This window comes from Kaistella antarctica (assembly GCF_900109615.1).
GTDB classification, from domain to species: Bacteria; Bacteroidota; Bacteroidia; order Flavobacteriales; family Weeksellaceae; genus Kaistella; species Kaistella antarctica.
In genome coordinates, this window is the sequence record NZ_FOIX01000001.1 from 793107 (window position 1) to 818637 (window position 25531).

General features: G+C 36.1%; 22 protein-coding genes and 1 pseudogene. 11 read left to right on the forward strand and 12 right to left on the reverse strand.

Annotated elements, in window-relative coordinates:
• Positions 1 to 56 precede the first annotated feature (56 nt).
• From BMX49_RS03805 to trmB, 3 genes are all read left to right on the forward strand, one after another.
• Positions 57 to 848, forward strand: a complete 792-nt coding sequence (locus BMX49_RS03805; protein WP_034718762.1) for a hypothetical protein — start codon at positions 57 to 59, stop codon at positions 846 to 848.
• 228 nt (positions 849 to 1076) lie between these two features.
• Positions 1077 to 1757, forward strand: a complete 681-nt coding sequence (locus BMX49_RS03810; RefSeq protein WP_246005106.1) for a DUF6759 domain-containing protein — start codon at positions 1077 to 1079, stop codon at positions 1755 to 1757.
• Between the two features lie 76 nt (positions 1758 to 1833).
• Positions 1834 to 2508: a tRNA (guanosine(46)-N7)-methyltransferase TrmB gene (gene trmB / locus BMX49_RS03815; protein WP_034718763.1), complete on the forward strand. Its 675-nt coding sequence runs from the start codon at positions 1834 to 1836 to the stop codon at positions 2506 to 2508.
• A gap of 83 nt (positions 2509 to 2591) precedes the next feature.
• Here trmB and rpsB read toward each other — a convergent pair whose 3' ends face one another.
• From rpsB to rplM, 3 genes are all read right to left on the reverse strand, one after another.
• Entirely contained in the window at positions 2592 to 3374 is a 783-nt protein-coding gene (gene rpsB / locus BMX49_RS03820; protein ID WP_034718765.1) for a 30S ribosomal protein S2, read from the reverse strand.
• A 165-nt stretch (positions 3375 to 3539) separates the two neighbouring features.
• Positions 3540 to 3926 (reverse strand): 30S ribosomal protein S9, encoded by a 387-nt coding sequence (gene rpsI / locus BMX49_RS03825; RefSeq protein ID WP_034718766.1) that lies wholly within the window; start codon positions 3924 to 3926, stop codon positions 3540 to 3542.
• Positions 3927 to 3931: 5 nt separating this feature from the next.
• Entirely contained in the window at positions 3932 to 4387 is a 456-nt protein-coding gene (rplM, locus tag BMX49_RS03830; RefSeq protein ID WP_034721149.1) for a 50S ribosomal protein L13, read from the reverse strand.
• Between the two features lie 327 nt (positions 4388 to 4714).
• Between rplM and BMX49_RS03835 the strand changes: the two genes are divergently transcribed.
• Positions 4715 to 6154 (forward strand): CotH kinase family protein, encoded by a 1440-nt coding sequence (locus BMX49_RS03835; protein ID WP_034718767.1) that lies wholly within the window; start codon positions 4715 to 4717, stop codon positions 6152 to 6154.
• A 26-nt stretch (positions 6155 to 6180) separates the two neighbouring features.
• Here BMX49_RS03835 and BMX49_RS03840 read toward each other — a convergent pair whose 3' ends face one another.
• Complete coding sequence (locus BMX49_RS03840; protein ID WP_034718768.1) at positions 6181 to 6513, reverse strand: hypothetical protein; 333 nt, start codon at positions 6511 to 6513, stop codon at positions 6181 to 6183.
• Positions 6514 to 6683: 170 nt separating this feature from the next.
• Here BMX49_RS03840 and BMX49_RS03845 point away from each other — a divergent pair, with 170 nt between their 5' ends.
• From BMX49_RS03845 to BMX49_RS03860, 4 genes are all read left to right on the forward strand, one after another.
• Entirely contained in the window at positions 6684 to 10046 is a 3363-nt protein-coding gene (locus tag BMX49_RS03845) for a methylmalonyl-CoA mutase family protein (RefSeq protein ID WP_034718769.1), read from the forward strand.
• A gap of 78 nt (positions 10047 to 10124) precedes the next feature.
• Positions 10125 to 10685, forward strand: a complete 561-nt coding sequence (locus BMX49_RS03850) for a hypothetical protein (protein ID WP_034718770.1) — start codon at positions 10125 to 10127, stop codon at positions 10683 to 10685.
• A 391-nt stretch (positions 10686 to 11076) separates the two neighbouring features.
• Complete coding sequence (locus BMX49_RS03855; RefSeq protein WP_034718772.1) at positions 11077 to 11475, forward strand: GlcG/HbpS family heme-binding protein; 399 nt, start codon at positions 11077 to 11079, stop codon at positions 11473 to 11475.
• A gap of 128 nt (positions 11476 to 11603) precedes the next feature.
• Positions 11604 to 12743: a serine hydrolase domain-containing protein gene (locus BMX49_RS03860; RefSeq protein ID WP_034718773.1), complete on the forward strand. Its 1140-nt coding sequence runs from the start codon at positions 11604 to 11606 to the stop codon at positions 12741 to 12743.
• A 68-nt stretch (positions 12744 to 12811) separates the two neighbouring features.
• Here the strand turns inward: BMX49_RS03860 and BMX49_RS03865 are convergent, their stop codons facing one another.
• A complete protein-coding gene (locus tag BMX49_RS03865) occupies positions 12812 to 14173 on the reverse strand; it encodes a peptidase M64 domain-containing protein (protein WP_034718775.1) in 1362 nt (453 codons plus the stop codon).
• Between the two features lie 2 nt (positions 14174 to 14175).
• On the reverse strand, positions 14176 to 14628 hold the full coding sequence (locus BMX49_RS03870; RefSeq protein ID WP_126337188.1) for a hypothetical protein: 453 nt from the start codon (positions 14626 to 14628) through the stop codon (positions 14176 to 14178).
• 184 nt (positions 14629 to 14812) lie between these two features.
• Between BMX49_RS03870 and BMX49_RS03875 the strand changes: the two genes are divergently transcribed.
• Entirely contained in the window at positions 14813 to 15874 is a 1062-nt protein-coding gene (locus tag BMX49_RS03875; protein WP_034718779.1) for a fatty acid desaturase, read from the forward strand.
• A gap of 106 nt (positions 15875 to 15980) precedes the next feature.
• On the opposite strand, the gene BMX49_RS03880 is transcribed toward BMX49_RS03875, so the two are convergent.
• Positions 15981 to 18713, reverse strand: coding sequence for a M16 family metallopeptidase (locus BMX49_RS03880; RefSeq protein WP_034718781.1), 2733 nt, complete (start codon positions 18711 to 18713; stop codon positions 15981 to 15983).
• Positions 18714 to 18968: 255 nt separating this feature from the next.
• Between BMX49_RS03880 and ruvC the strand changes: the two genes are divergently transcribed.
• Positions 18969 to 19523: a crossover junction endodeoxyribonuclease RuvC gene (gene ruvC / locus BMX49_RS03885; protein WP_034718783.1), complete on the forward strand. Its 555-nt coding sequence runs from the start codon at positions 18969 to 18971 to the stop codon at positions 19521 to 19523.
• A gap of 143 nt (positions 19524 to 19666) precedes the next feature.
• Positions 19667 to 20740 carry a DUF4407 domain-containing protein gene (locus BMX49_RS03890; RefSeq protein ID WP_034718785.1) on the forward strand — a complete coding sequence of 358 codons (1074 nt, stop codon included), beginning with the start codon at positions 19667 to 19669 and terminating at the stop codon, positions 20738 to 20740.
• Positions 20741 to 20814: 74 nt separating this feature from the next.
• Here BMX49_RS03890 and BMX49_RS03895 read toward each other — a convergent pair whose 3' ends face one another.
• From BMX49_RS03895 to guaB, 5 genes and pseudogenes are all read right to left on the reverse strand, one after another.
• On the reverse strand, positions 20815 to 21390 hold the full coding sequence (locus tag BMX49_RS03895) for an SCO family protein (RefSeq protein WP_034718787.1): 576 nt from the start codon (positions 21388 to 21390) through the stop codon (positions 20815 to 20817).
• Positions 21387 to 22238, reverse strand: a complete 852-nt coding sequence (locus tag BMX49_RS03900; RefSeq protein WP_034718789.1) for a formylglycine-generating enzyme family protein — start codon at positions 22236 to 22238, stop codon at positions 21387 to 21389. The genes BMX49_RS03895 and BMX49_RS03900 overlap by 4 nt, the downstream gene beginning before the upstream one ends.
• A gap of 36 nt (positions 22239 to 22274) precedes the next feature.
• Positions 22275 to 23306: pseudogene (gene nirK, locus BMX49_RS03905) on the reverse strand (copper-containing nitrite reductase); the annotation flags it as partial.
• Between the two features lie 169 nt (positions 23307 to 23475).
• Positions 23476 to 23925, reverse strand: coding sequence for a DUF6759 domain-containing protein (locus BMX49_RS03910; RefSeq protein ID WP_034718792.1), 450 nt, complete (start codon positions 23923 to 23925; stop codon positions 23476 to 23478).
• A 92-nt stretch (positions 23926 to 24017) separates the two neighbouring features.
• Entirely contained in the window at positions 24018 to 25478 is a 1461-nt protein-coding gene (guaB, locus tag BMX49_RS03915; protein WP_034718793.1) for an IMP dehydrogenase, read from the reverse strand.
• Positions 25479 to 25531 lie beyond the last annotated feature (53 nt).

Here is a 25531-nt window from a genome sequence, read left to right on the forward strand (position 1 = left end):
GATTTATTGTCTAAACAAGAATTATTAGTTAAAAATTCATTTATTTTGCGCACTGTATGAGGAAGCTTTTTTTACTGCTCACTTTTTTTATTTTAATTAAAGTTGAGGCCCAATTTTTTTCTGGAGAAATCTTAATTAGAGACAAGTCAATCTACTATCTCAATCAAGTATATGTAACGAATATTACCGCTCAGAAAACCGTCTACACGGATTACTTTGGCACTTTCAAAATCCCGGCAAAACCTGGAGATGTCATTCGCTTTACTTCTATTGTAACCGATAGAAAAGATGTTGCAGTTACAGCAGACCAATTAGAGACGGGTAAAAATATTGTTGAGTTAAAGATTGCTTACTACGATATACAGGAAGTCGTAATCAGTAAATTTAAACCAACTGGAAATTTACGTAAAGATGTAACTTCTTTAAAAACGGGAGAAAAAGCTTTGGCACTACAAAAAGTAATCGGGCTTCCCGTTCCGAAGGGGGATGGCACTTCGCCGCAGTTGCCGGTAGCAGGATTTAATGGTGGCGGACTAACCTTTAACTTAGAAAGTATTTTTGATATTCTTTCTGGCGAGCGAAAAAAGCAAGAACGCGCGCAACAGTATGAAAAGATGAATCTTGCTGTTAGTAATATTAAAAACTATTATGGCGAAGCATATTTTGCCAATCTTAAAATACCCGTCAATTTAATCGATAACTTTTTACAGTTCGTCTATTCTTCCGATAATATTAGTACTTATGTTCAGACTAATAATTACGAAGCGGTTGGAATTTACATTGATAAATACTTACCCATCTATCAGCGAAGGTTGAAAAACTCCAGTTTAATGAGTGAGCTTAAGTAATAAAGCCGATCTTCATTTTATATTTACTATTTTACATTTTAACTATCCTATAAATAAGCAAACATGTATTTCGACTTTAAAAATATCAGAGGACTTCGATTATCATCGATCATTGTAATCTTCAGATTTAATAAAATAATAGCAAAGCAAATATTTTTTATATTACTATTGTTCTGCTCATCTCTAAATTTATCAGCTCAGCAGAAAGGTAAAGACTTTAGTAAAATTATGCAAAGTACCAGCATTTATGAGATAGATGCTTATCTGCGGATTGCACATCCTGATGATCCGAAAAGGTCAATTCTAAAACCACGTTTGATTAAAATGCTGAAAGAATACATTAGAACTGCTCATCCTGCAGATTCCAGAGTTGTTGATTTTCAAGAGAAAATTGCCTTGCTGAGAAGAAAATCTTCTACCAGAATCAGTTATGTAGAGATGTCTGAAAATATCAGACAGAAACAAATTGCAAAATATCAGGCAGACTTAGAAGCGGTAAGAAAAGGGGAGAATGCTGGTAGCTCACAAGCACTACAAGAAGAAATTTTCGTGAAATCCTCTACTCTAGGTGCTGCAGAACAAGAGGAATTCAAGATGTTAATGACACAAAGCGCCGCAGAACACAAAAATAAAACGGTAAACATTTTGAATTCCCTTTTTGATAACGATCCTAATAGCAAAGAAAGCATTGTTTTAATAGAAAATAAATCAGATTGCAATATGATTGTACGGATCGAAGGAGTTGGCAGATCCATGTACCGTCTACCAGTGGCTTCAAAGACAGAGAATTCCATTGTGGTAGCAAAAGGTAATTATCTATTCTCAAGTAATGTTTGCGGTGCGCAGTATGCGTCGCAGAAGTCAGTTCATAAAGCCATTATGGTTTCTCTAAATAATCCGGGCAAATAGTTCAATATTTATTTTCACATTTTTAAAAAGATAAGAAAATTATTTTAACTAATTTTGAGCGCTTTTCTAAAAAAATATGGGTAAAAATAAAATGGCAAGATTTGCCGAAAACAAAATACTTCCGAACGTTTTTCAACCAACCAGAGCCGAGGCTTTAGCAGATTTTCATCTAAAAGGAAAATGGCGACGAGAGGTTTTTAAAAATGATAATCCAATCGTTTTAGAATTAGGTTGCGGAAAGGGTGAGTATTCTGTAGGTTTAGGACGGGCTTTCCCAGAAAAAAACTTTATCGGTATTGATATCAAAGGAGCCAGATTTTGGTTTGGAGCCAAAGATGCCATTGATAATAATCTGAATAATGTAGCTTTTCTAAGAACTCAGATTGAATTGATCGATCATTTTTTTGACGAAGATGAGGTTGATGAAATCTGGATTACTTTCCCAGATCCTCAAATTAAATACCGACGGACCAAACACCGAATGACGCATCCTGATTTCCTGGAACGTTATAAAAAAATTCTGAAGAAAGATGGAATCATGCATTTAAAAACGGATTCAGAGTTTTTACATGGCTACACTTTAGGATTGCTTCAAGGATTAGGAAAAGAAATTATGTTTGCCAATCACGATATTTACGGGGCTCCAGAATTCGATCCAGAAACGCCACTATTGAGAGAGATTAAAACCTATTACGAAGGTTTGTTTGAAGCAAAAGGTAAAACGATTACGTATATCAAATTTAGAATATGAGGAAGAAAATAGATCTTTCATCACAAAGCACAAAAAAAGGTTCAGAATTAATTCTGAACCTTTTCTATATTTAAGATAAAATCTTATTCTGCAGCCGGAGCTGGAGCTTCAGAAATAAAATCTGCGTCAGCATCTGCTGAAACTTTTTCTCCTTCTTCTTTAGATTTTTCTTTATCTGCTTTTCTTTGAGATAAACCGTCTTTGATAGAAGCTGAAACTACGCTCAACAACATATCAATTGATTTAGAAGCATCATCGTTTCCTGGAATAACGTACTCAACTTTTCTTGGGTCAGAGTTCGTATCAACGATAGCGAAAATTGGAATTCCCAGTTTTTTCGCTTCAGTAACTGCGATGTGTTCTTTCATAATATCAACAACAAAAAGTGCTGATGGAAGACGAACCATGTCAGAGATTGAACCTAAGTTTTTCTCCAAGTTCGCTCTTTGACGATCAACCTGTAGTCTTTCTTTTTTAGATAAAGTTTCGAAAGTTCCGTCTTTCTTCATTTTATCAATGTGGTTCATTTTCTTAACAGCTTTACGAATGGTAACAAAGTTTGTTAACATTCCTCCTGGCCATCTTTCTGTAATATAAGGCATATTAAGTTCTGCAGCATATTTCGCTACTACTTCTTTCGCTTGCTTTTTAGTCGCTACGAAAAGAACTTTTTTACCTGCAGAAGTAATTTTTTCTAAAGCTGAACAAGCTTCGTCTAATTTTACTGCTGTTTTATGTAGGTCGATGATGTGAATACCATTCTTCTCCATAAAAATGTATGGAGCCATATTTGGATTCCACTTTCTGGTCATGTGACCAAAGTGTACTCCTGCCTCTAAAAGGTCTTTAACATTTGCTTTTGCCATGTCTCTTTTTTGTTTTTAGTTTACGTGCCGCTTTATGCAATCAACAATTTCTTTAGATGGGAGAAATGTTTGGGTGCTAAACTAACGGGGCATTTTGTGATTAATAATAGAATAAAGAGTGAGGAAATAAAATCTCCCAGCTCTTTCCAAAAATCTCGTCTTGTATTAACGTTTCGAGAATTGGAATTTCTTTCTTGCTTTTTTCTGACCTGGTTTCTTTCTTTCTACCATTCTTGCGTCTCTCGTAAGCAATCCGTGTGGCTTCAAAAGCAAACGGTTTTCTTCGTTGATTTCGCACATGGCTCTAGAAATAGCGAGTCTGATTGCTTCAGCCTGACCAGTAATTCCACCACCAAAAACATTCACAGTTACGTCATACTGACCTACTGCTTCTGTTAATAAAAATGGTTGATTCACTTTGTAAACTAAAACGTCAGTTCCAAAGTATTCCTTAGAATCCTTTTTGTTTATCGTGATCACACCAGTACCTGGTCTCACGTAAACTCTTGCAACAGAAGTTTTTCTTCTTCCGATTTTATGAACTATTGACATATTAATTATTTGAATTCGTTAATATTAATTACTTTCGGCTGCTGAGCTTCATGTTTATGTTCAGTTCCTTCATATAAATAAAGATTCTTGAACAATTGATTCCCTAATTTAGTTTTTGGAATCATTCCTTTTACAGATTTTTCCAATACTTTCAAAGAATCTTTCTTTTGAAGTTCGAGCGCAGTCATTGACTTTTGACCGCCTGGATACCCAGTATGCCAAATGTAAGTTTTGTCAGCCCACTTGTTTCCAGAAAGGGTAATTTTTCCAGCATTCAAAACGATTACATTATCTCCGCAGTCTGCGTGAGGTGTAAAATTCGTTTTGTGCTTCCCTCTCAAAATCTTTGCAACCTTAGAAGCTAATCTTCCTAAAGGTTGTCCTTCAGCGTCTACCACAACCCATTCTTTGTTAGCGGTAGCTTTGTTAGCTGAGACGGTTTTGTAACTTAATGTATTCACACTTTTTCGTTTACGATTAAACATAATTTTCCCCAAAACGGGTGTGCAAAGGTAGCGATTATTTTTCTATCTGAAAATATTTATTGAAAATATATTTGATGGTTTTCGTAAATATATAAAAACAACTTGTCTATCTCTTCGGTTGGAAATTAAAATCTATTTTCAAATTTCTAATTATTGCTTTCCAATCAGTTAGTTTTAAAAGAAACCAAATCCCCTTAAATAAAGATATTTTGACTTTATATAATAGAACATATTTCATATTTAAATCAAGTGATAAATTCTATATCGATTTTTATTTCCCCTAAATTTGATTAAAATTATTAAATGAAACTCCTCGCAAGATATTCGATTTATTTAGTGGCTTTACTATTTTCTGTATCGTGTCGAAATGATATTGTTAATCTGGACCCAGAAATTGTAATTCCACCAGAGGAACTTTTGCAGCAACCTTATCAAACTCCGTATCAACTTTCTGCCTCTCAAAAATACCTTTATGATATTGAAGCGGTGCCCGAAATTTCTCTCGAAATCTCCAAAGACGAATGGAATAAGATTCTTTCTTACTACGATCAAAATAAAAATAATGAAGAATATATTGTCGGCAAATTTGCTTTTAATAAATCGGGGACGCCAGAAAAATTAGATAGTATCGGCGTAAGACTACGTGGTAATACCAGTCGAAGAAGGCCTGAAGGTTTCGCGGGACAGTCTCATAATTCTTCCAATCCAGATTGGAAACATGCTAGTTTTACCGTCAACTTTAAGAAATTTCGCAAGACTCAAAAATTTCACGATTCAGAAAAACTAATTTTAAAATGGTTCAAAGACGATCCCAATTACGTTCGCGAAGTTTATTCCTATGATTTGTTTGAAAGGTTCGGCGTTTGGACGGCGCCACAATCCAGTTATTGTAAACTGACCATCAAAGTTACAGGCGATGAAAAACCAGCTTATTTTGGAGTTTATCAAATGATTGAACCTGTTGACGATACTTATTTGGCCAATCGAAATTCTTTCTATAAAAGCAATGCTGGAAATTTATGGAAGGCAAGTTACGGCGCAGATCTCAAGAACACTTCAACTTCGCCAGATCGCATGGGAATTGAGAATGTAACTTTAACGTCAAACTATTCGCCGATCTATGATTATAAAGGAAAGAAAGGAAATCTGGAATCATCAAAAGCCCAACTGGTGGATTTCATCACGCAAATCAATTCCAAATCTGGTGCAGAGCTTCAAACTTACATTGATTCAAAAATGGATGTTAATCTTTTTTTGAAAACCTATGCCGTAAATGTTACGCTCGGCATGTGGGATGATTACTGGAACAATAAAAATAATTTTTACTTTTATTTCGACTCCGATAACAAGTTTTATTTCATTCCTTACGATTACGACAACACTTTAGGGACGTCGTTTGAAATGGGAGATTCGGGAACGCAGAATCCATTAGAATGGGGGAAAACCGCCACCAACCCGTTGGTCTCGAAAATCTTAAGCATTCCAGCATATAGAAACCAGTATATTAAATATTTGAATGATCTGATCGATAGGAAGTATGATTTATTCTACAGCACTTACAGTCAGGAAAGAATTCTAAAATGGCGAGGTAAAATCTCCAATAATATTTCTAATGATACGGGCGAAGATATGATCATTTCAGATATGCCAGCAAACTGGGGAAACCAGGCACGATATCGATTACTTAGCAATGATCAAAATAATTTTTTTACAGTAAAAGCCAATTCAATTCCCAAAAATTAAGTTGAGATTTCATCGTTTAAAAATTCTTATTTTCTCAGCGATTTCGTTTTTCTAAAACTAGCAAAAACATAATACGCCACGAAGACCATTGAGAATTTAATGAGGGAGGGAACGGCTAATTCCATATTGAACACCAATAAACCAATTACAATTAAAACTGCCATTGCCACAAAGGAATACATTAGTTTCTGTGGAAGTGCAAATTTCTCATCATCTAAAAAATAGGCTGTTCCCCAAGCCAAACCAAAAGCAAAGCCATAATACAAATCAAGTTTCCAGCCTTGGCTTCCCAATAAAAAGTAGTTTAATAAAAAACTGATACCGGTTCCAGCGAATAAATAGAGTAGAGACTTTTGCATGGCTAAATTATTTTTGCAAAACTAACCTTTTTAAAGTTTCACCAATTACTAAAGGGCAACGATAACGTCCTCGCTTTTTGCGCATCGCATCTTTCTATTGAGTCGATATCCTTTTTCGGTTTCCATATTTTAGAGAAAACCTTATCTTTGGAACAATCGAAAATTCAATTATGGAATCTCAAAAATATACGCCCAAAAATAAAGTAAGAGTCGTAACCGCCGCTTCATTATTTGATGGTCACGACGCTGCAATTAATATCATGCGAAGAATGATTCAGGCAACTGGTGCTGAAGTTATTCATCTCGGTCATGATAAATCTGCCGAAGAAGTGGTTGATTGCGCTATTCAGGAAGATGCAAATGCGATTGCCTTAACTTCTTATCAAGGTGGTCACAACGAATATTTTAGATATATCTATGATCTGCTCCGCGAAAAAGGAGCGCCTCAAATTAAGATTTTTGGTGGTGGCGGTGGCGTAATTCTACCAGAAGAAATTCGAGAGTTAATGGAATACGGCATCGACCGAATCTATTCGCCAGATGACGGACGTGAAATGGGGTTGCAAGGAATGATCAATGATCTGGTTCAAAAATCTGATTTTTCCACCGGAGAACATGTTCAAGTTTCAGATTTAGACAAGATTAAATTTGAGGATTCTAAATCCATCGCAGAAGTTATTTCCGCCGTAGAAAATTTCTCTGATGAAAAACAAGATTTAATAAAAGCCATTGACGAAAAAGCAAAAGATTCCAAAATTCCAATTATCGGAATTACGGGAACTGGTGGCGCCGGGAAATCGTCCTTAACCGATGAATTGGTTCGTCGTTTTTTACGGTCAAATCCAGATCAGAAAATCGCTATTGTTTCCGTCGATCCTAGTAAAAAGAAAACCGGTGGAGCACTTTTAGGCGATAGAATAAGAATGAATTCCATCAATGATGCGCGTGTTTATATGCGTTCGATGGCAACTCGGGAACATAATGTTTCGGTTTCGCCTTACATTCATTCTGCTTTAAATATTTTAAAATTAGCAGAACCAAATGTGATTATTTTGGAGACTTCCGGAATCGGACAGTCGGGTTCTGAAATTACAGATATTGCAGACATTTCGATGTACGTGATGACGCCAGAATATGGCGCTTCAACCCAATTGGAAAAAATCGACATGCTGGATTTTGCCGACTTGATTGCTTTAAATAAATCAGACAAACGAGGAGCTTTAGATGCCTTGCAAGCTGTTCGGAAAACTTATCAACGAAATCACGTTGCATTTGATCAGCCTTTAGATGCGATGCCTGTTTTTGCGACCAAAGCGAGTCAGTTCAACGATTACGGAATGACGGAATTGTATAACGCATTGATTCAAAAAGTAAATGAAAAGTTTGCAGACATGAATCTTCAAGAATTTGTCGAGCAAAACGTTTCTGAAGATACCACCGTGATACCGCCAAAACGCGTTCGTTATCTTTCTGAAATTGTAGAATCGAATCACGCTTATGATAAAGAGGTGGAGCAGCAAGCACTCATCGCCAAGAGAATGTATCTTTTAGAAGGCGCTCGAGTTCTGATCACCGACGATCAACATACCGTGGATAAATTAGAAAAGGTCTTCCTTAAAACGAAGAAAGAATTGTCTGAAGAGAATATTGCTTTCTTGAAAGGATGGCATAATTTCAAAGAAGAAATGGCTGGAGATGCTTATTCTTATTTTGTTCGTGGAAAAGAAATTAAAGTAGAAACAAAATACGAATCTCTTTCTCATTTAAAAATTCCAAAACTATCTCTACCCAAATTTCAGGATTGGGGCGATTTGCTGCGTTGGAAAGGTCAGGAAAATGTTCCTGGACAATTTCCGTACACGGCGGGTTTATTTCCTTTTAAAAGAACGGGTGAAGATCCGACCAGAATGTTCGCCGGTGAAGGTGGACCAGAAAGAACCAACCGTAGATTTCATTATGTGTCTGCAGATATGGATGCGAAAAGATTATCTACCGCTTTTGACTCGGTGACTTTATATGGTCAGGATCCTGGTTTTCCACCCGATGTTTTTGGGAAGATTGGTAATGCTGGAGTTTCAATTGCAACTTTAGATGATGCTAAAAAATTATATTCTGGTTTTGATTTGGTGAATGCCATGACTTCGGTTTCCATGACCATTAATGGACCTGCGCCAATGATCTTAGCCTTTTTCATGAATGCTGCCATTGATCAGAATGTTGAGAAATATTTAACGGAGAATAATCTTTGGGAAGCTGTTGAAGCAAAATTAAAAGCCAAGTTCGATGATCAAGGTTTGAAAAGACCAGGTTATGAAGGCGACCTTCCAAAAGGAAATAATGGTTTAGGTTTAAAATTACTAGGAATCACCGGTGACGAAGTTATAGATGCTGAAACTTATAATAGAATTAAAGCAGAAACCATCGCGACAGTTCGTGGGACCGTTCAGGCAGACATTTTAAAAGAAGACCAAGCGCAAAACACGTGTATTTTCTCGACTGAATTTGCGTTGAGATTAATGGGAGATGTTCAGCAATATTTCATTGACCAAAAAGTTAGAAATTTTTATTCAGTTTCTATTTCCGGATATCACATTGCAGAAGCCGGTGCAAATCCGATTTCGCAGTTGGCATTTACCTTGGCAAATGGATTCACGTATGTTGAATACTATTTGAGTCGCGGAATGGATATCAATGATTTCGCTCCGAATTTATCCTTCTTTTTCTCGAATGGATTGGATCCGGAATATGCGGTAATCGGACGTGTTGCCCGTCGTATTTGGTCGAAAGCCATGAAGTTGAAATACCAAGCCAACGAAAGAAGTCAGATGTTGAAATACCACATTCAAACATCTGGAAGATCTTTGCACGCGCAGGAAATTGATTTTAATGATATCAGAACAACTTTGCAAGCCTTGTATGCGATTTACGATAACTGTAACTCATTGCACACCAATGCTTATGACGAGGCAATCACCACTCCGACTGAAGATTCAGTTCGTAGAGCCATGGCAATTCAGTTGATTATCAATAAAGAATTAGGTTTAGCGAAAAACGAAAATCCGCTGCAAGGTTCCTTTATTATTGAAGAATTAACAGACTTAGTGGAAGAAGCAGTTTACACCGAATTCGACCGAATCACCGAAAGAGGCGGAGTTCTTGGTGCCATGGAAACGATGTACCAACGATCCAAAATCCAAGAAGAAAGTATGCATTACGAAATGTTGAAACATACGGGAGAGTTTCCGATAATCGGCGTAAATACGTTCTTAGGAAAAGACGGTTCACCAACTGTTTTACCACGAGAAGTAATTCGTTCAACGGAAGAAGAAAAACAATTACAGATTCAGAATTTAGAAAACTTCCAAAAATCTCATGCTGATAAACGCGAAGAAATTTTAAATGATTTACAAATCGCCGCCATCAATCAAGAAAACCTTTTTGAAAAAATGATGGAAGCGGTGAAGTATTGTTCACTGGGACAGATTACCAATGCATTATTTGAAGTTGGTGGGATGTACAGAAGGAATATGTAATGAAGTTATTTGAGTCATAAATAGTTACCAACCGTGTCAAGGTTTTAAACCTTGACACGGTTTTTGATAAATCGAAATATGAAAAACATTCTTTTATTCTTAAGTTTTATTCTTCTGACTTCATGTGGAGGCAGAGATGATGAACCTACTAAGGAAACCAACTCAAGTGGTTCTTTTACAGCTAAAATCGAAGGGGTCCAAAAGTCAGTTAAAAATAATGGCAATTCACATTATGTAAAATGGAAAAAAGGCAAGGATGATCGGAATGGATCTTTTTATCAATTAAGTGTTTATGGAGCCGATGAGGGATTTTATTTCGATTATATTATTTATGACGAAAATATTCAAGTAGGTAAAGAATATATTTATCAGCATTCCAGTGATTTTGCTAATCTTCATTATGAAATTAAGTACTCTGAAACTTGTAGTGGGCCTTGCGCATCGCATTGGGGAACGTCGAATGAATTTTATGGAACGCCATCTGGCAAAATTACATTTACTTCTTTTGATGGAAAAAGGATGAGTGGAACATTAGAAGCAAAAGTTAATCACCAATATTTTGGTATGAAAGAAGATCAAACCCGAACTATTGCAGAAGGTAAATTTGTGAATGCAGAAAAGGAATTTGGGAGTTTGTAGACTATTCTATTTAATGATTTACCAACCGTGTCAAGGTTTAAAACCTTGACACGGTTTTTTTTAGGGATTTTTTGAATGATGTTAAAATACGTTAAATCAAATAATTACCACGATTTTCTTAAAATCATTTTTTATCTTTATTTCCTAATCTTTTAATTAAATAGAAAATTATGGAAAATAATAATTGTACCTGCAACTGCGAGAGCTGCAAATCGGGTGACTGTAAAAAATGTACTTGTATCAATTGCACTTGCAAAGGTTGCACCTGTGATAAGTAAGTCACGTAGACAAAAGCAATAATTAATAACTAAAACCATCAATGCTTCTAAGGTTTTGATGGTTTTTTTTTGAAATTTTATAAAAAATATTAAATCAATAAAACCTAAATCAAATGAATATTACCTTATCACAAGCTGAACAATTAATTTCAGCAGCAAAAGAAAAAGCAGTATCAATCGATTGCAAAATGAACATTGCTGTTGTAGATGCTGGCGCCAATCTAGTTGCCTTCGCCCGAATGGATGGCGCTTGGTTGGGCTCGTTAGACATTTCCATCAAGAAAGCAAAAACAGCCAGATTCTTCGATATGAATTCTGGTGAAATCGGAAAACTTTCTCAACCCGGCGAATCGCTTTATAACATCGAACATTCTAACGGTGGATTAATCACTTTCCCAGGCGGAGTTTTAGTGAAAAATTCCGATGGGGAAATTATTGGTGCAATTGGCGTAAGTGGAAACGCTGTGGAAAATGACCACGCCGTAGCAGAAGCTGGAGCAGCGGCCTTATAATTTGTTATCAAGCAGTCAATTAAGGATTTCTCAAGTTTTGAGAGATCTTTTTTTTGTTTCTAGCGTATCTGGTTTTAAAGCGGGTCGTTTATTTTTCATTCTTTATATTTGACAAAAAGCCTTTACTTATGAATTTTAAATCTCTTTTCTTCTTCTTAATTTTAGCGACCACATTTTCCTGCAAATCTGAAGCAGAAAAAATTGTTGACCAAACTTCTACTCGAAATGCCTTAATAGATTCTACTATCAATCAATTTCAAAAAAAATTATTGACGCAACAAATCGATTCGGTTTTTTCAAAATATCAATTTAATGGTTCCGTAGCTGTTCTTAAAAATGATGAAATACTTTACCAAAAAGATAGTGGCTTTGAAGATTTTAAACAAAAGAAAAAACTAGACAGCAGTTCAGTATTTGCAATCGCTTCGGTGAGTAAACAGTTTACCGCCGTTTTGATTTTGCTGCAGGAAGATTCAGGAAAATTAACTACAGAAGATCAAGTTTCAAAATACTTAAATACTTTTCAAACCAATCAGTTTAAAAATATTTCTATTAAAGAATTATTGAATCACACGTCAGGAATTAGTGATTATGGAGACGGCTTATTGTCAGAACCTGGAAAGGAATTTCATTATTCCAATAAAGGATATCGGCTGCTGGGAGAAATCATCGAAAAGGTATCCGGAAAATCTTATGATGAAAATGTGAAAGAACTCTTTTCGAAAGCTGGGATGCAAAATTCTTCTACCGCTAATTCGTTTCAAGGAAGTAGGTTGGCCAGCGCTTTTACAGGTGATGCTAAAAGTTATCATGAAGTGGAAAATATGCCGAAAAGGCTTGCCAACAAATCCATTAGCGTACCTGCTGGCGGAATTCTGTCGACGGTTAATGATTTGCATCGCTGGAATACGGCGCTTTATGGAGGAGTCATTTTAAAGCCTGAATCTTTAAATAAGTTGATGGAAAAATCTTCTAATCGAAATCATCAGATTTTAGGTAAAATGGGTTACGGTTTAGGTTTGATGACCAATGTTGGAAAACCGCTTGCTTACTTCCATACTGGTTATGTGAAAGGGGCGCCGTCGCTTTTAATTTATTACCCTGAGAGTCAAACCTCCGCAATAATTTTATCGAATATCGCTGATGAAGTAAAAGGAAAAAATGCGATTTTCAATCCTCATAAAGAAGTGAAACAAATTACCGATGTGATTCAAAATACGGTCATTGATTTGCGGAAAGACATGATAGAAGCGCCTTTGCCGGAATGAGCGTGAATATTTTAGCTAAGAAAAATCCGACTCACTTCTGAATCGGATTGCTATAAAAATTTTATGATCTATTCTTTAATAATTTTTTGAGTCAGGATCAAAGTTTTATTTTCATAGACTTTAATGATATATGACTGTGGTAGTAAACCTTCGACATTTACCGAAACTTCGTTAGCAGATAAATTTTGAACGCGTGGGCTTTTTAAGTTTCTACCTGAGGCATCGTAAATTTCTACGGTGATATTCTTCAAGTTTTTAGTTTCATCCTTAATAAAAATTTGTGACTTTGCAGGATTTGGATATACTTGGAAATTTCTCTGCGAAGCATTTATATCAACAACGGCGAGCGTTTTAGTCACGCTCCAACTAATGGTAGAAACGTGTAGATTCTCATGATTATCAACTTTTAATAAAGTGTTTTTGTCAACGACCGTAAAGAGAACGGTATTCACTCCATTGATGAAATCGCTTGGAGACAAGGTTGCAACATTAGAAGTTTCGCTGATAGCAGTTCCATTCACAGACCAAGTATTTGCCAGCGTATTTGGAACGGGCAGGATTTCATTAACAGAGAAAGTGATTGGTCCGGTAAGATTGATCGCAGAAGAATTGGTTGGGGTAAAAGAATCAATGGGGTTTTGCAAAGTATGAACGCGCTCTACCAACTGTTGTTTGCAAACAGAACAAAATTCACGATCCAAAAAACGCATTTCGCAATTTTGATGAGGTCGGAACCAAGTTGGGCTTTCGGTGTACGGAAAAATACCGACGTTATTAATACCAATCCAGTTCTTCCATTTGTTCGTTGCGGCATTATTGTTCTTCGTCTTATTTGGAGATTCTCCAGTCCCAGAAAACCAGTATTCATCGGCTAACTTTCCAAAAGAATGTCCTAGCTCATGCACCACAATTTCAGATGCTGAAGGATGATTTGACACAAAGGCGTACGTTCCACCGCAACCACCATATTCAGGGGAATTACCTAAAACAAAAGCGATATCGAAGTCAGGTACGTTGCTTGCCAAAACACTTGATACGACATTGGTGGTATTCGAATAAACGCAGCGATGGACACCGACGTCGAAGGTAGTTCCTAAAAAGTTATTAGGATTGCTTACCGCAAAAACCGGCTCTGTAACATCTGTCGCAGTTCCGGGATGCTTTACGCCTGATTCGGCGGAGATCACTTTAACCGCATAAACATTAAAATAATTTTTATACTGGTTAAAAGGTGATTTATTAAATAAGTAATCTACTAAATTACTAGCATCTGCTACGAAATCTGCTTGTTGCCCAGCAGTAAATCCGTCGCCCAAAATAACCATATTGATTCTTTTGTCTCTTGGTCCATTTTCTAAGATTGGAACGGTTTCAAAAACTTGTGAAAAGCACAATTGGCTTATCATTAAAAGAAGTAGAATTTTTTTCATGTTTAAAGTTTTAAGGTTATTAATGTGTTTTTAGATTTATCGGTAATTTTTTCGACTCTCACATTGGAGATTTCTCCTTTCTGATTAAATCGAACGCTAAATTCTGCTTTGTTCAAATTGAGTTTGTTTTTACTCAAACCTTCTTCTGCATAAACTTCTAGAATGGGATTCAACGGATCTTCAATTATTCTTTCTTCGAGAACTTCACCACTTTTGTTAAGAAAAGAAATCAGAAGATTCCCAGAAACTGAAGCTTTATTTTCGATGGAAGCATTTTTAATAAATCCCTCACTGATTTTAGTGCCTGTCAATTTCACTTTTTCTGAGCCCTTCTCACTTTTTTCAATCTCAAAAAATAAATAGACGATACTGTTTTCGGTTTTAGTCACGGCTGAAATTGGGGTGCTATCTGAAGCAACAGAATTTTTTGAACCGCAACTTAGTAGGAATGCCAAAGTTATCAATAGTTGAAAAAAGGAATAAAGTCTCATAGTCAGTTAGTTAAAATTGCAATAGTCAAATTTAGCATATTTTTATAAAAAAAAGATTAATTTTTTCTATTAGAATTTTCTGTCATAAATAATTATTATTTATAGCATAATTCCTCTAAATGAATATCTTTGCGTCTTAATTTAAAATATGACCAAAGAACACGAAGAAATTATAATTAACGATCTGAAAGACTGGAAAAGTATTATCAAACCTTATGCTTCGCCAGAATCAAAGCTCGCCTGGAAACAAATTTTTAATACCATTTTACCATTTATTGGGGTGTTCGTTGCTGCAGCAATCGTCTACGATTATTCACGTCTAGCTACTTTAGTTATCTCAATCATTGGCGGACTTTTCTTGACTCGCGTATTTATTATCCAACATGATTGCGGCCATCAAGCTTTCTTTCCAGATCGTAAAAAAAACGACAGAACTGGGTTTATTACAAGTTTCCTCACCTGCATTCCCTATAAGTACTGGGCAAGATCACATAATCATCACCATGCACATCAAGGACAACTCGATACTCGGACTATTGGAGATGTAAATCTTTTAACGGTGAAAGAATATGAAGCGCTCTCTAAGTCTGCGAAATTTAAATATCGGATCTATCGTTCGTTTCCTGTGATGTTTATTATTGGACCAGCGTATTATATTTTCATTCACAACCGTATCCCTTTTATCACTTTGAAAGGATGGGACAAGGAAAGAAAAATGCTGCTTCTTACGAATGTTTATTTGGTGCTATTTTTTGCGGTGGTCGGATTGATTTTGTGTTTGCCCAATTTTGATCTGGCGTACGGTTTCAAAAAGTTAGCCTTCATTTATGTTCCGATTTTATTAACTTTTGTTTTTACAGCCATTTGGTTTTTCTATATGCAACATCAGCATAACCCGAATTACAAAGCCTGGAAAAAAGACTGGGAATATGTTTTGGCCGCGATAAAAGGAAGCTCTTATTACAAGTTACCCGCAATCTTAAATTACTTTACAGGAAATATCGGTTATCATCACCTTCATCATTTAGCGCCAAAAATCCCGTTTTATAAACTTCATAAATGTAGTAAGGAGAATCCTGTTTTCCAGAAACATGTTTCTGAAATTACGTTTTGGGGAAGTTTGAAGTATGCCTTTTATACGCTATGGGATGAAGAAAACAACCGTATGGTGAAATTTTCGCAGCTCAAAAAAATTAGAATTAAATCTTAATTTCTTATTGTTCTTTAGAGTTATTAAAAGATCATTCTAAGCAGATGTTAAACAAAATAAAAAATCCGACCCATTTCTGAGTCGGATTAGTTATATAAAATATTTCTTATTTTTTATTAAAATCTCCCGCATAAACCGAAGTTACTTTGTCTAAAGTTAAATATTTGCGAAGAGCGCTATTCACTTCGTCCAACTTAAGATCAGCGATCTTAGAGTTTAAAGTATCGTATTCATCTAAAGAAATACCGTATTGTAATTTTTTGTTCACGAGGTTAATTAAGGTATTATCCATTCCCAACATTGTTTTCTGAATATTGGCGTAACTTTTTTTGTTGGTTAGCAATTCATCTGCTGTGAAACCATCTTTTAGTGCTTTGCTTACTTCTTCTTTGATGGCACTTTCGACAGCATTACGTTTAGTTGGATTTAGTAACGCGTAATATCCCCAAGACGCCACATCATTGGAAACTGGAATGTTAATAAACGAACCCACTCCATAACTGATTCCTTCTTTCTCCCGTAATCTCATGGGTAATCTTGCACTTAAGAAACCGCCACTTCCTAAAATTTCATTTGCAAGGACAAAGGCTGGATAATCTGGACTTTTCTGATTCATTTTAAAACTCTCTGTTCCTAATGCTATTGCATTTTCTTTGTCTGGAGTTAAGAAGTTTTTATCTAATTTCTTAGTTTCAAAATACGTTGGTTTTACTTCTGCATATTTCGATTGAGCATTCCATTTTCCGAAGGTATTTTCTAAAGAAGCTACCACATTTTTAGCCTCAATATTGCCGAGAACTGTACCCAAACCATTATTGGTTCCTAAAATATTTTGGTAATAATTGACAATCTGGTCGCGCGTTACTTTTTTACTGTTATCTATCTGTTCTTGCAAAGAAGCGGTATAGAAAACACTTTCCTTTGGATAAGGAGAAGATAATCGCTGCAATTCATTCTGCGCAATTGCTTCTGGATCTTTTAATTGACCTTCCAGATTAGTGTTTTGCTCAGTGATTGTTTTAGTTATCTCGTTCTGAGGAAATGTGGAATTAGTCACCATATCTTTCAGAATATCCATTACCTCAGCGTAATTATTTTTATAAGTATTAACTGAGATTATAAAATTTTGCCCATATAATCTAGTGTTAATCGAAGATTTTAATTGGTCGAGTCGATCCTGAATCTGTTCTTTTGTTTTCGTTTTCGTACCCGACTTTAAAAGGACGGCCGTTAACTTCCCAATTTCATTTTTACCAGCCAGATCTTTTTCATTTCCTAAAAGCATTTTAAAAGTTGCTATAATCTTGTCACCTTTTACTTCTTTATTAATCAAGCCATATTTCATTCCATTCGAAAGAACACCTTCGGTAACATTTTTTTTAAGATTAGCGATTGTTGCTTCAAAAGGAGCGACGTCTTTTTCTAAAGCTTTTCCTTTGTAATTGCCCGTTAATGCAGCAATTTGTTCAGGTCTAAATTCTGCAGGTTGTACTCTTGTTTCATTAGCTGATGGAACAAAAACACCGAGAGTTCTATTGTTGCTTTTAAAATATTTTTCGGCTACTCTTTGAATATCTGCCACAGAAAGGTTTTCCACATTATCGCGATACAGGAACGCAAGTTTATAATCTCCCGCGCCAATAATTTCAGTAAGAGAAATTGCAAAACTGACAGTATTGTTTTTATTGTCTGCGATTTGTTTTAAAAGTTTCGATTTTGCTCTTCCTAAATCCTCTGCATTGTATTTAATGCTTCCTATTTTGTCAAGTTCGGTTCTTACTAGATTTTTAGTTACTTCCAAATTTTTATCTTTAGGAACATCGAAATTGAAATACATCAAACCGGCGTCTCTTACCTCAGGTGCATAAACCCAAATGCTGGAAACCTTTTGCGTTTCGACTAAACTTTTATATAAATAGCCGGAAGGATCTGCGGTTAAGATTTCACCTAAGGCTGCTAGAGCTGCGTAATCTTTATCTGCATAAGCCGAGGTATGATAAGCAGCAGCAACTAATTTGCTTTCTCCCGAACGATTCAGCTCTACCGTTTTTTCACCGTCTTGTGCGGGCTCTACCGTATAAGTTCCGCCCAGTTGCCGAGTCGGTTTTGGCAAGACAGAAAAGTTTTCAGCAATATGTTTAAGGGCATTAGCTTCATCAAATTTTCCGGCGATAATTAAAGTGGCATTATCGGGTTGGTAATATTTTTCATAAAATTTTCTTAAAGTAGGCGCTTTTACACGTTCGATATCTTCCTTGCTTCCAATTGTTGAATTGCCGTAATTATGCCACATGTATGCCGTTGAAAATACTTTTTCCATTAAAACTCCGCTGGGATTATTTTCGCCAATTTCAAATTCATTCCTGACCACTGAAAACTCTTTGTCTAAATCACTCTGCAAAATGGTAGCGTTAATCATTCGGTCAGCTTCCATCTGAATCGCCCATTTTAAATTTTCATCATTCGATGGAAAAATTTCATAATAGTTGGTTCTGTCGTAATAAGTGGTGCCATTGGCAGCACCTCCTTTATCGGACAATTGTTTTTTAATGTCGCCTAGATTTTTGGTGCTTTTAAAAAGCATGTGTTCGAGCAAATGCGCCATTCCTTTTTCACCATAACCTTCATCTTTCGAACCGACATTATAAACAATATTGACCACCATATTGCTTTGAGAACCATCAGGAATTAACAGCACTTTCATCCCATTGTTTAGGGAGTATTCTTTCACACCTTCCACGTTTCCGAGGTATTTCGGTGCATCAGTCTTTTGTGCAAAAGTTGAAGTGGATATCGATAATCCGACCATCAAACTTAAACATAATAAAAGTTTTTTCATCTTTAATAATTTAGGGTAATACCAAATTTACTAACATTCATTGATTTATAATTAGGTTAAATTATAAATGTTTGTTAAATTTTCATTTAAATTATTTATTCTGCTGCAAAAACGTAATATAAACTTTGTTCTTTTAATTTAAAGAAAGTGAATTAATTTTCTCGGACCGGAAGTTTCCAAGAAGAACATCTATAGTATGTTGTAAAATGTCGGGGAACATTCGTTAGTTTGGCCTAAAGATTTTACTTTTGTAGAGTGCAAGCAGAAAAAATAATTTTAGGCATTGATCCCGGAACCGCCATAATGGGTTTCGGATTGATTTCGGTGAAAGGAAGTAAAATGGAATTAATTGCCATGCATGAGCTTATTCTTAAAAAATATCCGAATCACGAAACGAAGTTGAAATATATTTTCGAACGAACATTATCACTTATCGACGAATATCATCCGGATGAGGTTGCGCTCGAAGCGCCTTTCTTTGGAAAAAATGTCCAGTCGATGTTGAAGTTAGGTCGTGCCCAAGGAGTTGCTATGGCAGCGTCTTTACATCGAAACGTTCCCATCACTGAATATTCTCCCAAGAAAATTAAAATGGCCATCACTGGGAATGGAAATGCTAGCAAAGAACAGGTTGCTGGTATGTTGAAATCACTTTTAAATCTTAAAGAATTTCCGACTAAATATCTTGATGCTTCCGACGGTTTAGCGGTAGCGGTCTGCCATCATTTTAACTCTGGAAACTTGTCTGTGGACAAATCGTACACAGGCTGGGATAGTTTTTTGAAACAAAATCCTGAGCGATTAAAGTAACGTAACTTCCTAATTTTCAACACTTTTATTTGTAAAATTAATTTACAAAAACTTCACAAAAGATTTACTTGGTTAAGCCTAATACTATCTGTAACATTGTAACGTTTTCTAAGACGAATTAGAGACCATTTAAATTACGACAGATGAATACTCAAAAAATAAATTCTTTAAGTCAAGTCAACCATTCCATGAATTGGTTTCAGAAATTCCTGATGGTTTGTTCCGGTGGGAATATTCACATTTTAAGAAAGACGCCCAGCGAATGGAATAAATTTGCGGGTATTGGCGGAATCGTTTTATTCACGGCAGTTTTTGCAACATTATCTGCGGGTTATGCCATGTTCACTGTTTTTGATGATATTTGGATTTCAGTTGGATTCGCTGTTTTATGGGGCTTAATGATTTTTAATTTAGACCGATATATTGTTTCTTCAATCAAGAAAACCGGAACGTGGTGGAACCAGTTATTGATGTCGATCCCGAGATTAATTTTAGCAGCGTTTTTAGGAATTATTATTTCTAAACCTTTGGAATTAAAAATCTTTGAAAAGGAAGTCAACAAGCAATTAAATACGATTATTCAACGGAATAAAACCCAACTTCAAGCGGAGATGAACGGAAGGATTCTGCAACAATCTGGGCCTTTTGAGACCGAGAAAAAAGATATTCAAACGAAAATTGCAGCCTATCAAAAATCATATGATTCTGCGTCGGTGGAGTTAGAAAAAGAAATTCTTGGCAAAGAAAGCGGCTTAACCAGTGGAAAAGTAGGTTACGGAACCAATGCAAAAAGAAAAGCAGAGCTGAAAGAACAACGTCGACTGAATATTGAAAATTATCAAAAGCAGATTGCGCCCCGATTAGAATATTTAGACAAAGAAGTTTCAAAGGTATATACCAACATTGAAAAAGAAAGAGACAAAACTGAAACTTTCGAAGATCAGTTTAATGGTTTCGCCGCAAGACTACAGGCCTTAGATGAACTTGGAAAAAATTCCGCCATTATTGGACTTGCCGCCGCCTTTATTATGGGACTTTTTATCACCTTAGAGATCGCGCCAGTTTTGATAAAATTGATATCTTCTGTTGGGCCATATGATTACCTACTAGAAAAAACGGAGAATGATTTTAAATTGTATTCCAAGGAAAAAATTGAAAAAGGGAATGCTTTAACCGATCATCGAATCAATAATTTCAAAAATAAGTTAGGTAGTTAGCCTGACGATTTTAAATAAAAAAAACACCTGCAAAATTTCTTAAGCAGGCATTCCATAGCTGATTTAGTGTTATTTTAATTCAGGCTATTTATTGTTTGAGCAACATCTTCCGATTTCACGGTTCCTTCTACTTGATTGACCATTTCCCCATTTTTATTAAAGACGGTAATGATATTTGAATGAGAAAAAACAATGGGAGAAATCTTTTTATATTTCACCGCGAGCACATTGGCTAATTCTCGTACAGATTCTTTATCGCTTCGAAGAAACATCCAAGGTTCTCCTTCCATTTTCTGTTCTTTTGCATATGATTTTAGAACTTCGGGCGTATCATTTTCGGGATCAATTGAAATTAAAAGCATCGTTGTTTCCTTCAATTTTTTTGGTTCAATCTTCGAGGCAATTTTTCGCATATCAGCTACTAAAATCGGACAAGCGGTTTTGCAACTGGTGAATATCATGACGACAACCAGATTTTTTCCTTTCAAATCCTTTAACTGAAGTTCTTGACCATCTTGATTTTGCCATTTTGAATCGAGGACAAATATCGATCCTGTCGTTTTTTCTTGAGCAACACTTTTCTCTTCCTGCTTCTGGGAGCAAGATAAAAATAAAATCGCAGAAAATAAAACCAGAATTAAATTTTTCATTTTGTAGTATTTGAAGGATCTTTCGCACATCGAAAACCGAGATTCCCAACCGTGTAATCAGCTTTTAAACTAGATCGAAAAGCGTATCTCATAAACGAGGCATAATTTAAAACATCGGTCGTACTTGTTGCAGCGGAGGCGCAGAATAAACCTTTGTCGTCAAACTCAGCTGTTCGAGAATCGCTGGTTGACATGATTGAATTATAATCATCCGTCCATTCCCACACTAAATCAAACATATTATAAATTCCCCAAAAATTGGGTGCAGAAACTTTGACTTTATTTTTCTGACGGTCCTTTTCATTGTACAGATTGATCAGATGAGACGAGTAAGTCGGCTTTTCTCTGGCATTTGCGCTTTCTTCATCAGCCATGGCTACATATTCCCATTCATCCAAAGTCGGTAATCTTTTGCCGGCGCTTTTTGCGTAGGCTTTTGCTGCAAACCAGGAAACATAAGTTACGGCTGCGTTGGGATCTGCATTTTTAGGAAGGGTTTCATCATCTTGCCAATCTTTCAGATAAGTGTCATCTGCAAAAATTGCTTGGATCTTGCTGCGTTTCCATTTGGGATTTTTCTTGACAAAATCGAGAAAATCTGCATTGGTCACTGGTCTTTCATCTAGCAGAAAATCCTGAACTGTAACCAACGTACTGTCTTCACCATAGAAAGGTTGATAGTCGCCGCCTTTAATTAAAACCATTTTAACGTCTGGAGTTATAGTAACTTCCTTTTCAATTTGGTTAGAAGATGTTTCTGCAGAAGTCAGCGTATTTGCTTTTTCACAGGATACGAATAGAAATAAGAAACCACCGATGAACAATAACAATTTAAAAAACTTGACCATGGCGGTTTCTTTATTATAATGAATGATAATTAATTATTTTACTTTGTTATAAATTTTCGGATTTTTCTCTCCCGTTACTTTTAATATTCCAATAGCTCCTTTATTAAAGGCTCTGAAAATAGAGTGGTCAACTAAGATATAATCGCCTGGCTCTTCTACTTTAAATTCTACTATGGCCGCGCCACCTGCAGGAATAATGGTAGTTTGTACGTTGTGGTTAATGGTCGTTCCGCCTTCTACATAAACTCTGTCGAAGATTTCACCAATCACGTGGAAAGAAGAAATTAAGTTGGGTCCACCATTTCCGACGAACAATCTTACGGTTTCACCTACTTTTGCTTCTAAGGCATTTTTCCCCATTAAAGCATTTTTCTTACCGTTGAAGACTACATAAGTTGGTCTTTCGTCAACACCTTTGTCTTGGTCAAATTCCTGAAGTCCTTTTTCATCGGTTTTTCCTTTGGTGTAAAATTCACCTTGCATGATGTAATATTCACGGTCAACCTTTGGCAGTCCACCTGCAGGTTCCACTAAAATTAAACCATACATTCCGTTCGCAATATGCAAAGGAACCGGCGCTGCAGCACAGTGGTAAACAAACAGTCCTGGATTAAGTGCTTTGAAATTGAAGATAGCTTCTTTTCCTGGCGCCACATTAGTTGCTTCCGCGCCACCACCTGGACCGTTCACGGCGTGAAGGTCGATGTTATGCGGCATCACACTGTCACTTCTGTTGGTTACATGCAATTCTACCTCATCACCAACTCTGATTCTGATAAAAGTTCCTGGAACGGTACTGTTGAAAGTCCAGAATTTATACGTTACGCCATCTGCAAGTTCACCTACTTCTTCGGTAGCTTCTAAACGAACGATCACTTTTTTGGCAGCGCGATCACCAATTGCAGCGGGAACCATGGGAGGATTTACGATGGCTTGATTTTCTGGCTCGCCACTTATTTTAATGTCGGCATTGTTTTCTGTACTGGCGCCCGAGTTTTCGGTAGCAGTTTGTTTGCATGATTGTAGCGTAAATAGGGCTACTGCGAAACATAATATAAGTCTTTTCATTGAATGATTTTTTTTGCTGTTTTAATGGGACAAATTTATCCGAATTAGATGATATTCTAAAATTTTTAAATATGAGTTTTGTCAGAATATAAAAAAAATACCTACTTAATCGAGACATTTTGTTCAACTGAAGCTGATAATTTACGTAAAACTTTTAGGAATTTAAAAATTAATTGTTAGAAAGTTTTAAAATCAGTGGTTCGATTATTTCTTTTTGAGAATAATAATTTGCTCCACAAATGTTTGACTTAAGGGTATATTTCCCTTTCTCAATCACAAATTGATTTTTGGAATTTCTGCGAATCGGCAAGTTGTAAATTTTATCATTAGAAAGTCTGACTAACCTTAAGATGATATCGCAGCGTGAGGTGTTTTCAATAACGGCTGCCGTATGTTTTTCTCTGGAGTCTGAATCATTGAGTAAATAGGTTAACACTTCTGCATTGACTCTTTTTTTATTAATCTGATCATTTTCTATTAAAGTGGCAAATTCTTTATTTTCATTGAGGGAAGTTCCTCCAGTGTTGGGCGGAAGTCTGCGATAAATTGTATTGGTAGGTGGCATGACTTCACAGCTCATCAAAAGCAAAAAAGAAAAAAGGAGAAGGAATCTTTTCATAATATTTTTAAAAAGTAAATATAATGATTATTAAAAAGTTTAAAAAAAATGCCAAAGAAAATTCTTTGGCATTTTTAATATTTTAAGTGAGGTTACACCGAATAATTCGGAGCTTCTTGCGTAATAATCACATCATGCGGATGAGATTCTTTCAAACCACTTCCAGTGATCATCACCATTTTTCCGTCTTTCTGCAAAGTGTCGATATCTTTTGTTCCGCAATATCCCATGCCAGCTCTGATTCCGCCGGTCAGTTGAAAAACAACATCTTCCAATTTACCTTTGTGAGGAACGCGACCTTCGATTCCTTCTGGAACGAATTTCTTGGCTTCACTTTGAAAATATCTTTCTTTTCCACCACGTCTCATGGCTGAAAGTGAACCCATTCCTTGATAAGCTTTAAATGTTCTTCCCTGGAAAATAATCTCTTCACCTGGCGATTCATCAGTTCCAGCTAAAAGAGAACCGAGCATTACCGCACTTGCGCCAGAAGCCAACGCTTTCACGATATCTCCCGAAAGTTTAATTCCGCCATCGGCAATTACAGCTACATTTTTTGTTTTCGCATATTCCGCAACATTATAAATTGCAGAAAGCTGAGGCACGCCAACTCCAGCCACAACTCTTGTCGTACAAATAGAACCTGGACCAACGCCAACTTTAAGAATATTTGCGCCGGCTTCAATTAAATCTTTCGCTGCTTCTGCCGTCACAATATTTCCACCAACGATATCAAGATCAGGAAAATTTCTGCGAATTTCAGCTACTTTATCTAAAACTCCTTTCGAATGTCCGTGCGCAGAATCTACGGCGATGATATCTACACCCGCTTCGACTAAAGCCGTCACTCTTTCTATGGTATCTTCGCCCACACCAACTCCGGCGCCAACAATTAATTTTCCTTTGCTGTCTTTATTGGCATTGGGATATTCCATTTGATTATCAATGTCTTTGATGGTAATTAAACCCACCAATTTAAAATCTTTGTCAACGATAGGAAGCTTTTCAACTCGGTTTTTCAATAAAATTTGTTTGGCTTCTTCCAGTGTAGTTGCTTTATCAGACGTGATCAGTTTATCCTTGGTCATTAACTCTTCAACTTTCGCTTCGAGGTTTTCCTGGTATTTTACATCACGATTCGTAATGATTCCAATTAAAGTGTTGGTATCATCAACTACGGGTAAACCAGAAATTTTATAATCAGCCATTAAATCTTTGGCGTATTTTAAAGTATGGTCTTTCGTTAAAGTTACTGGATCGGAAATCATTCCGTTTTCAGAGCGTTTCACTTTATATACTTGAGTTGCCTGCTCTTCAATCGTCATATTTTTGTGAATGAAACCAATACCGCCAACTCTTGCCAAAGCAATTGACATTTCGGCTTCGGTTACTGTATCCATCGCTGCGGAAACAATGGGAACATTCAACGTTATTTTATCGGAAAGTCGTGATTTTAGGGAAACCTGATTAGGTAATACTTCTGAATAAGAAGGAATAAGAAGTACGTCATCGAAAGTGATGGCAGTTTCTACGATTTTGGTGTGGATAGACATCTTTTACTTTCTGTGCAAAATTAAGTTATTTTAATTTAAAATAAAAGTTTATG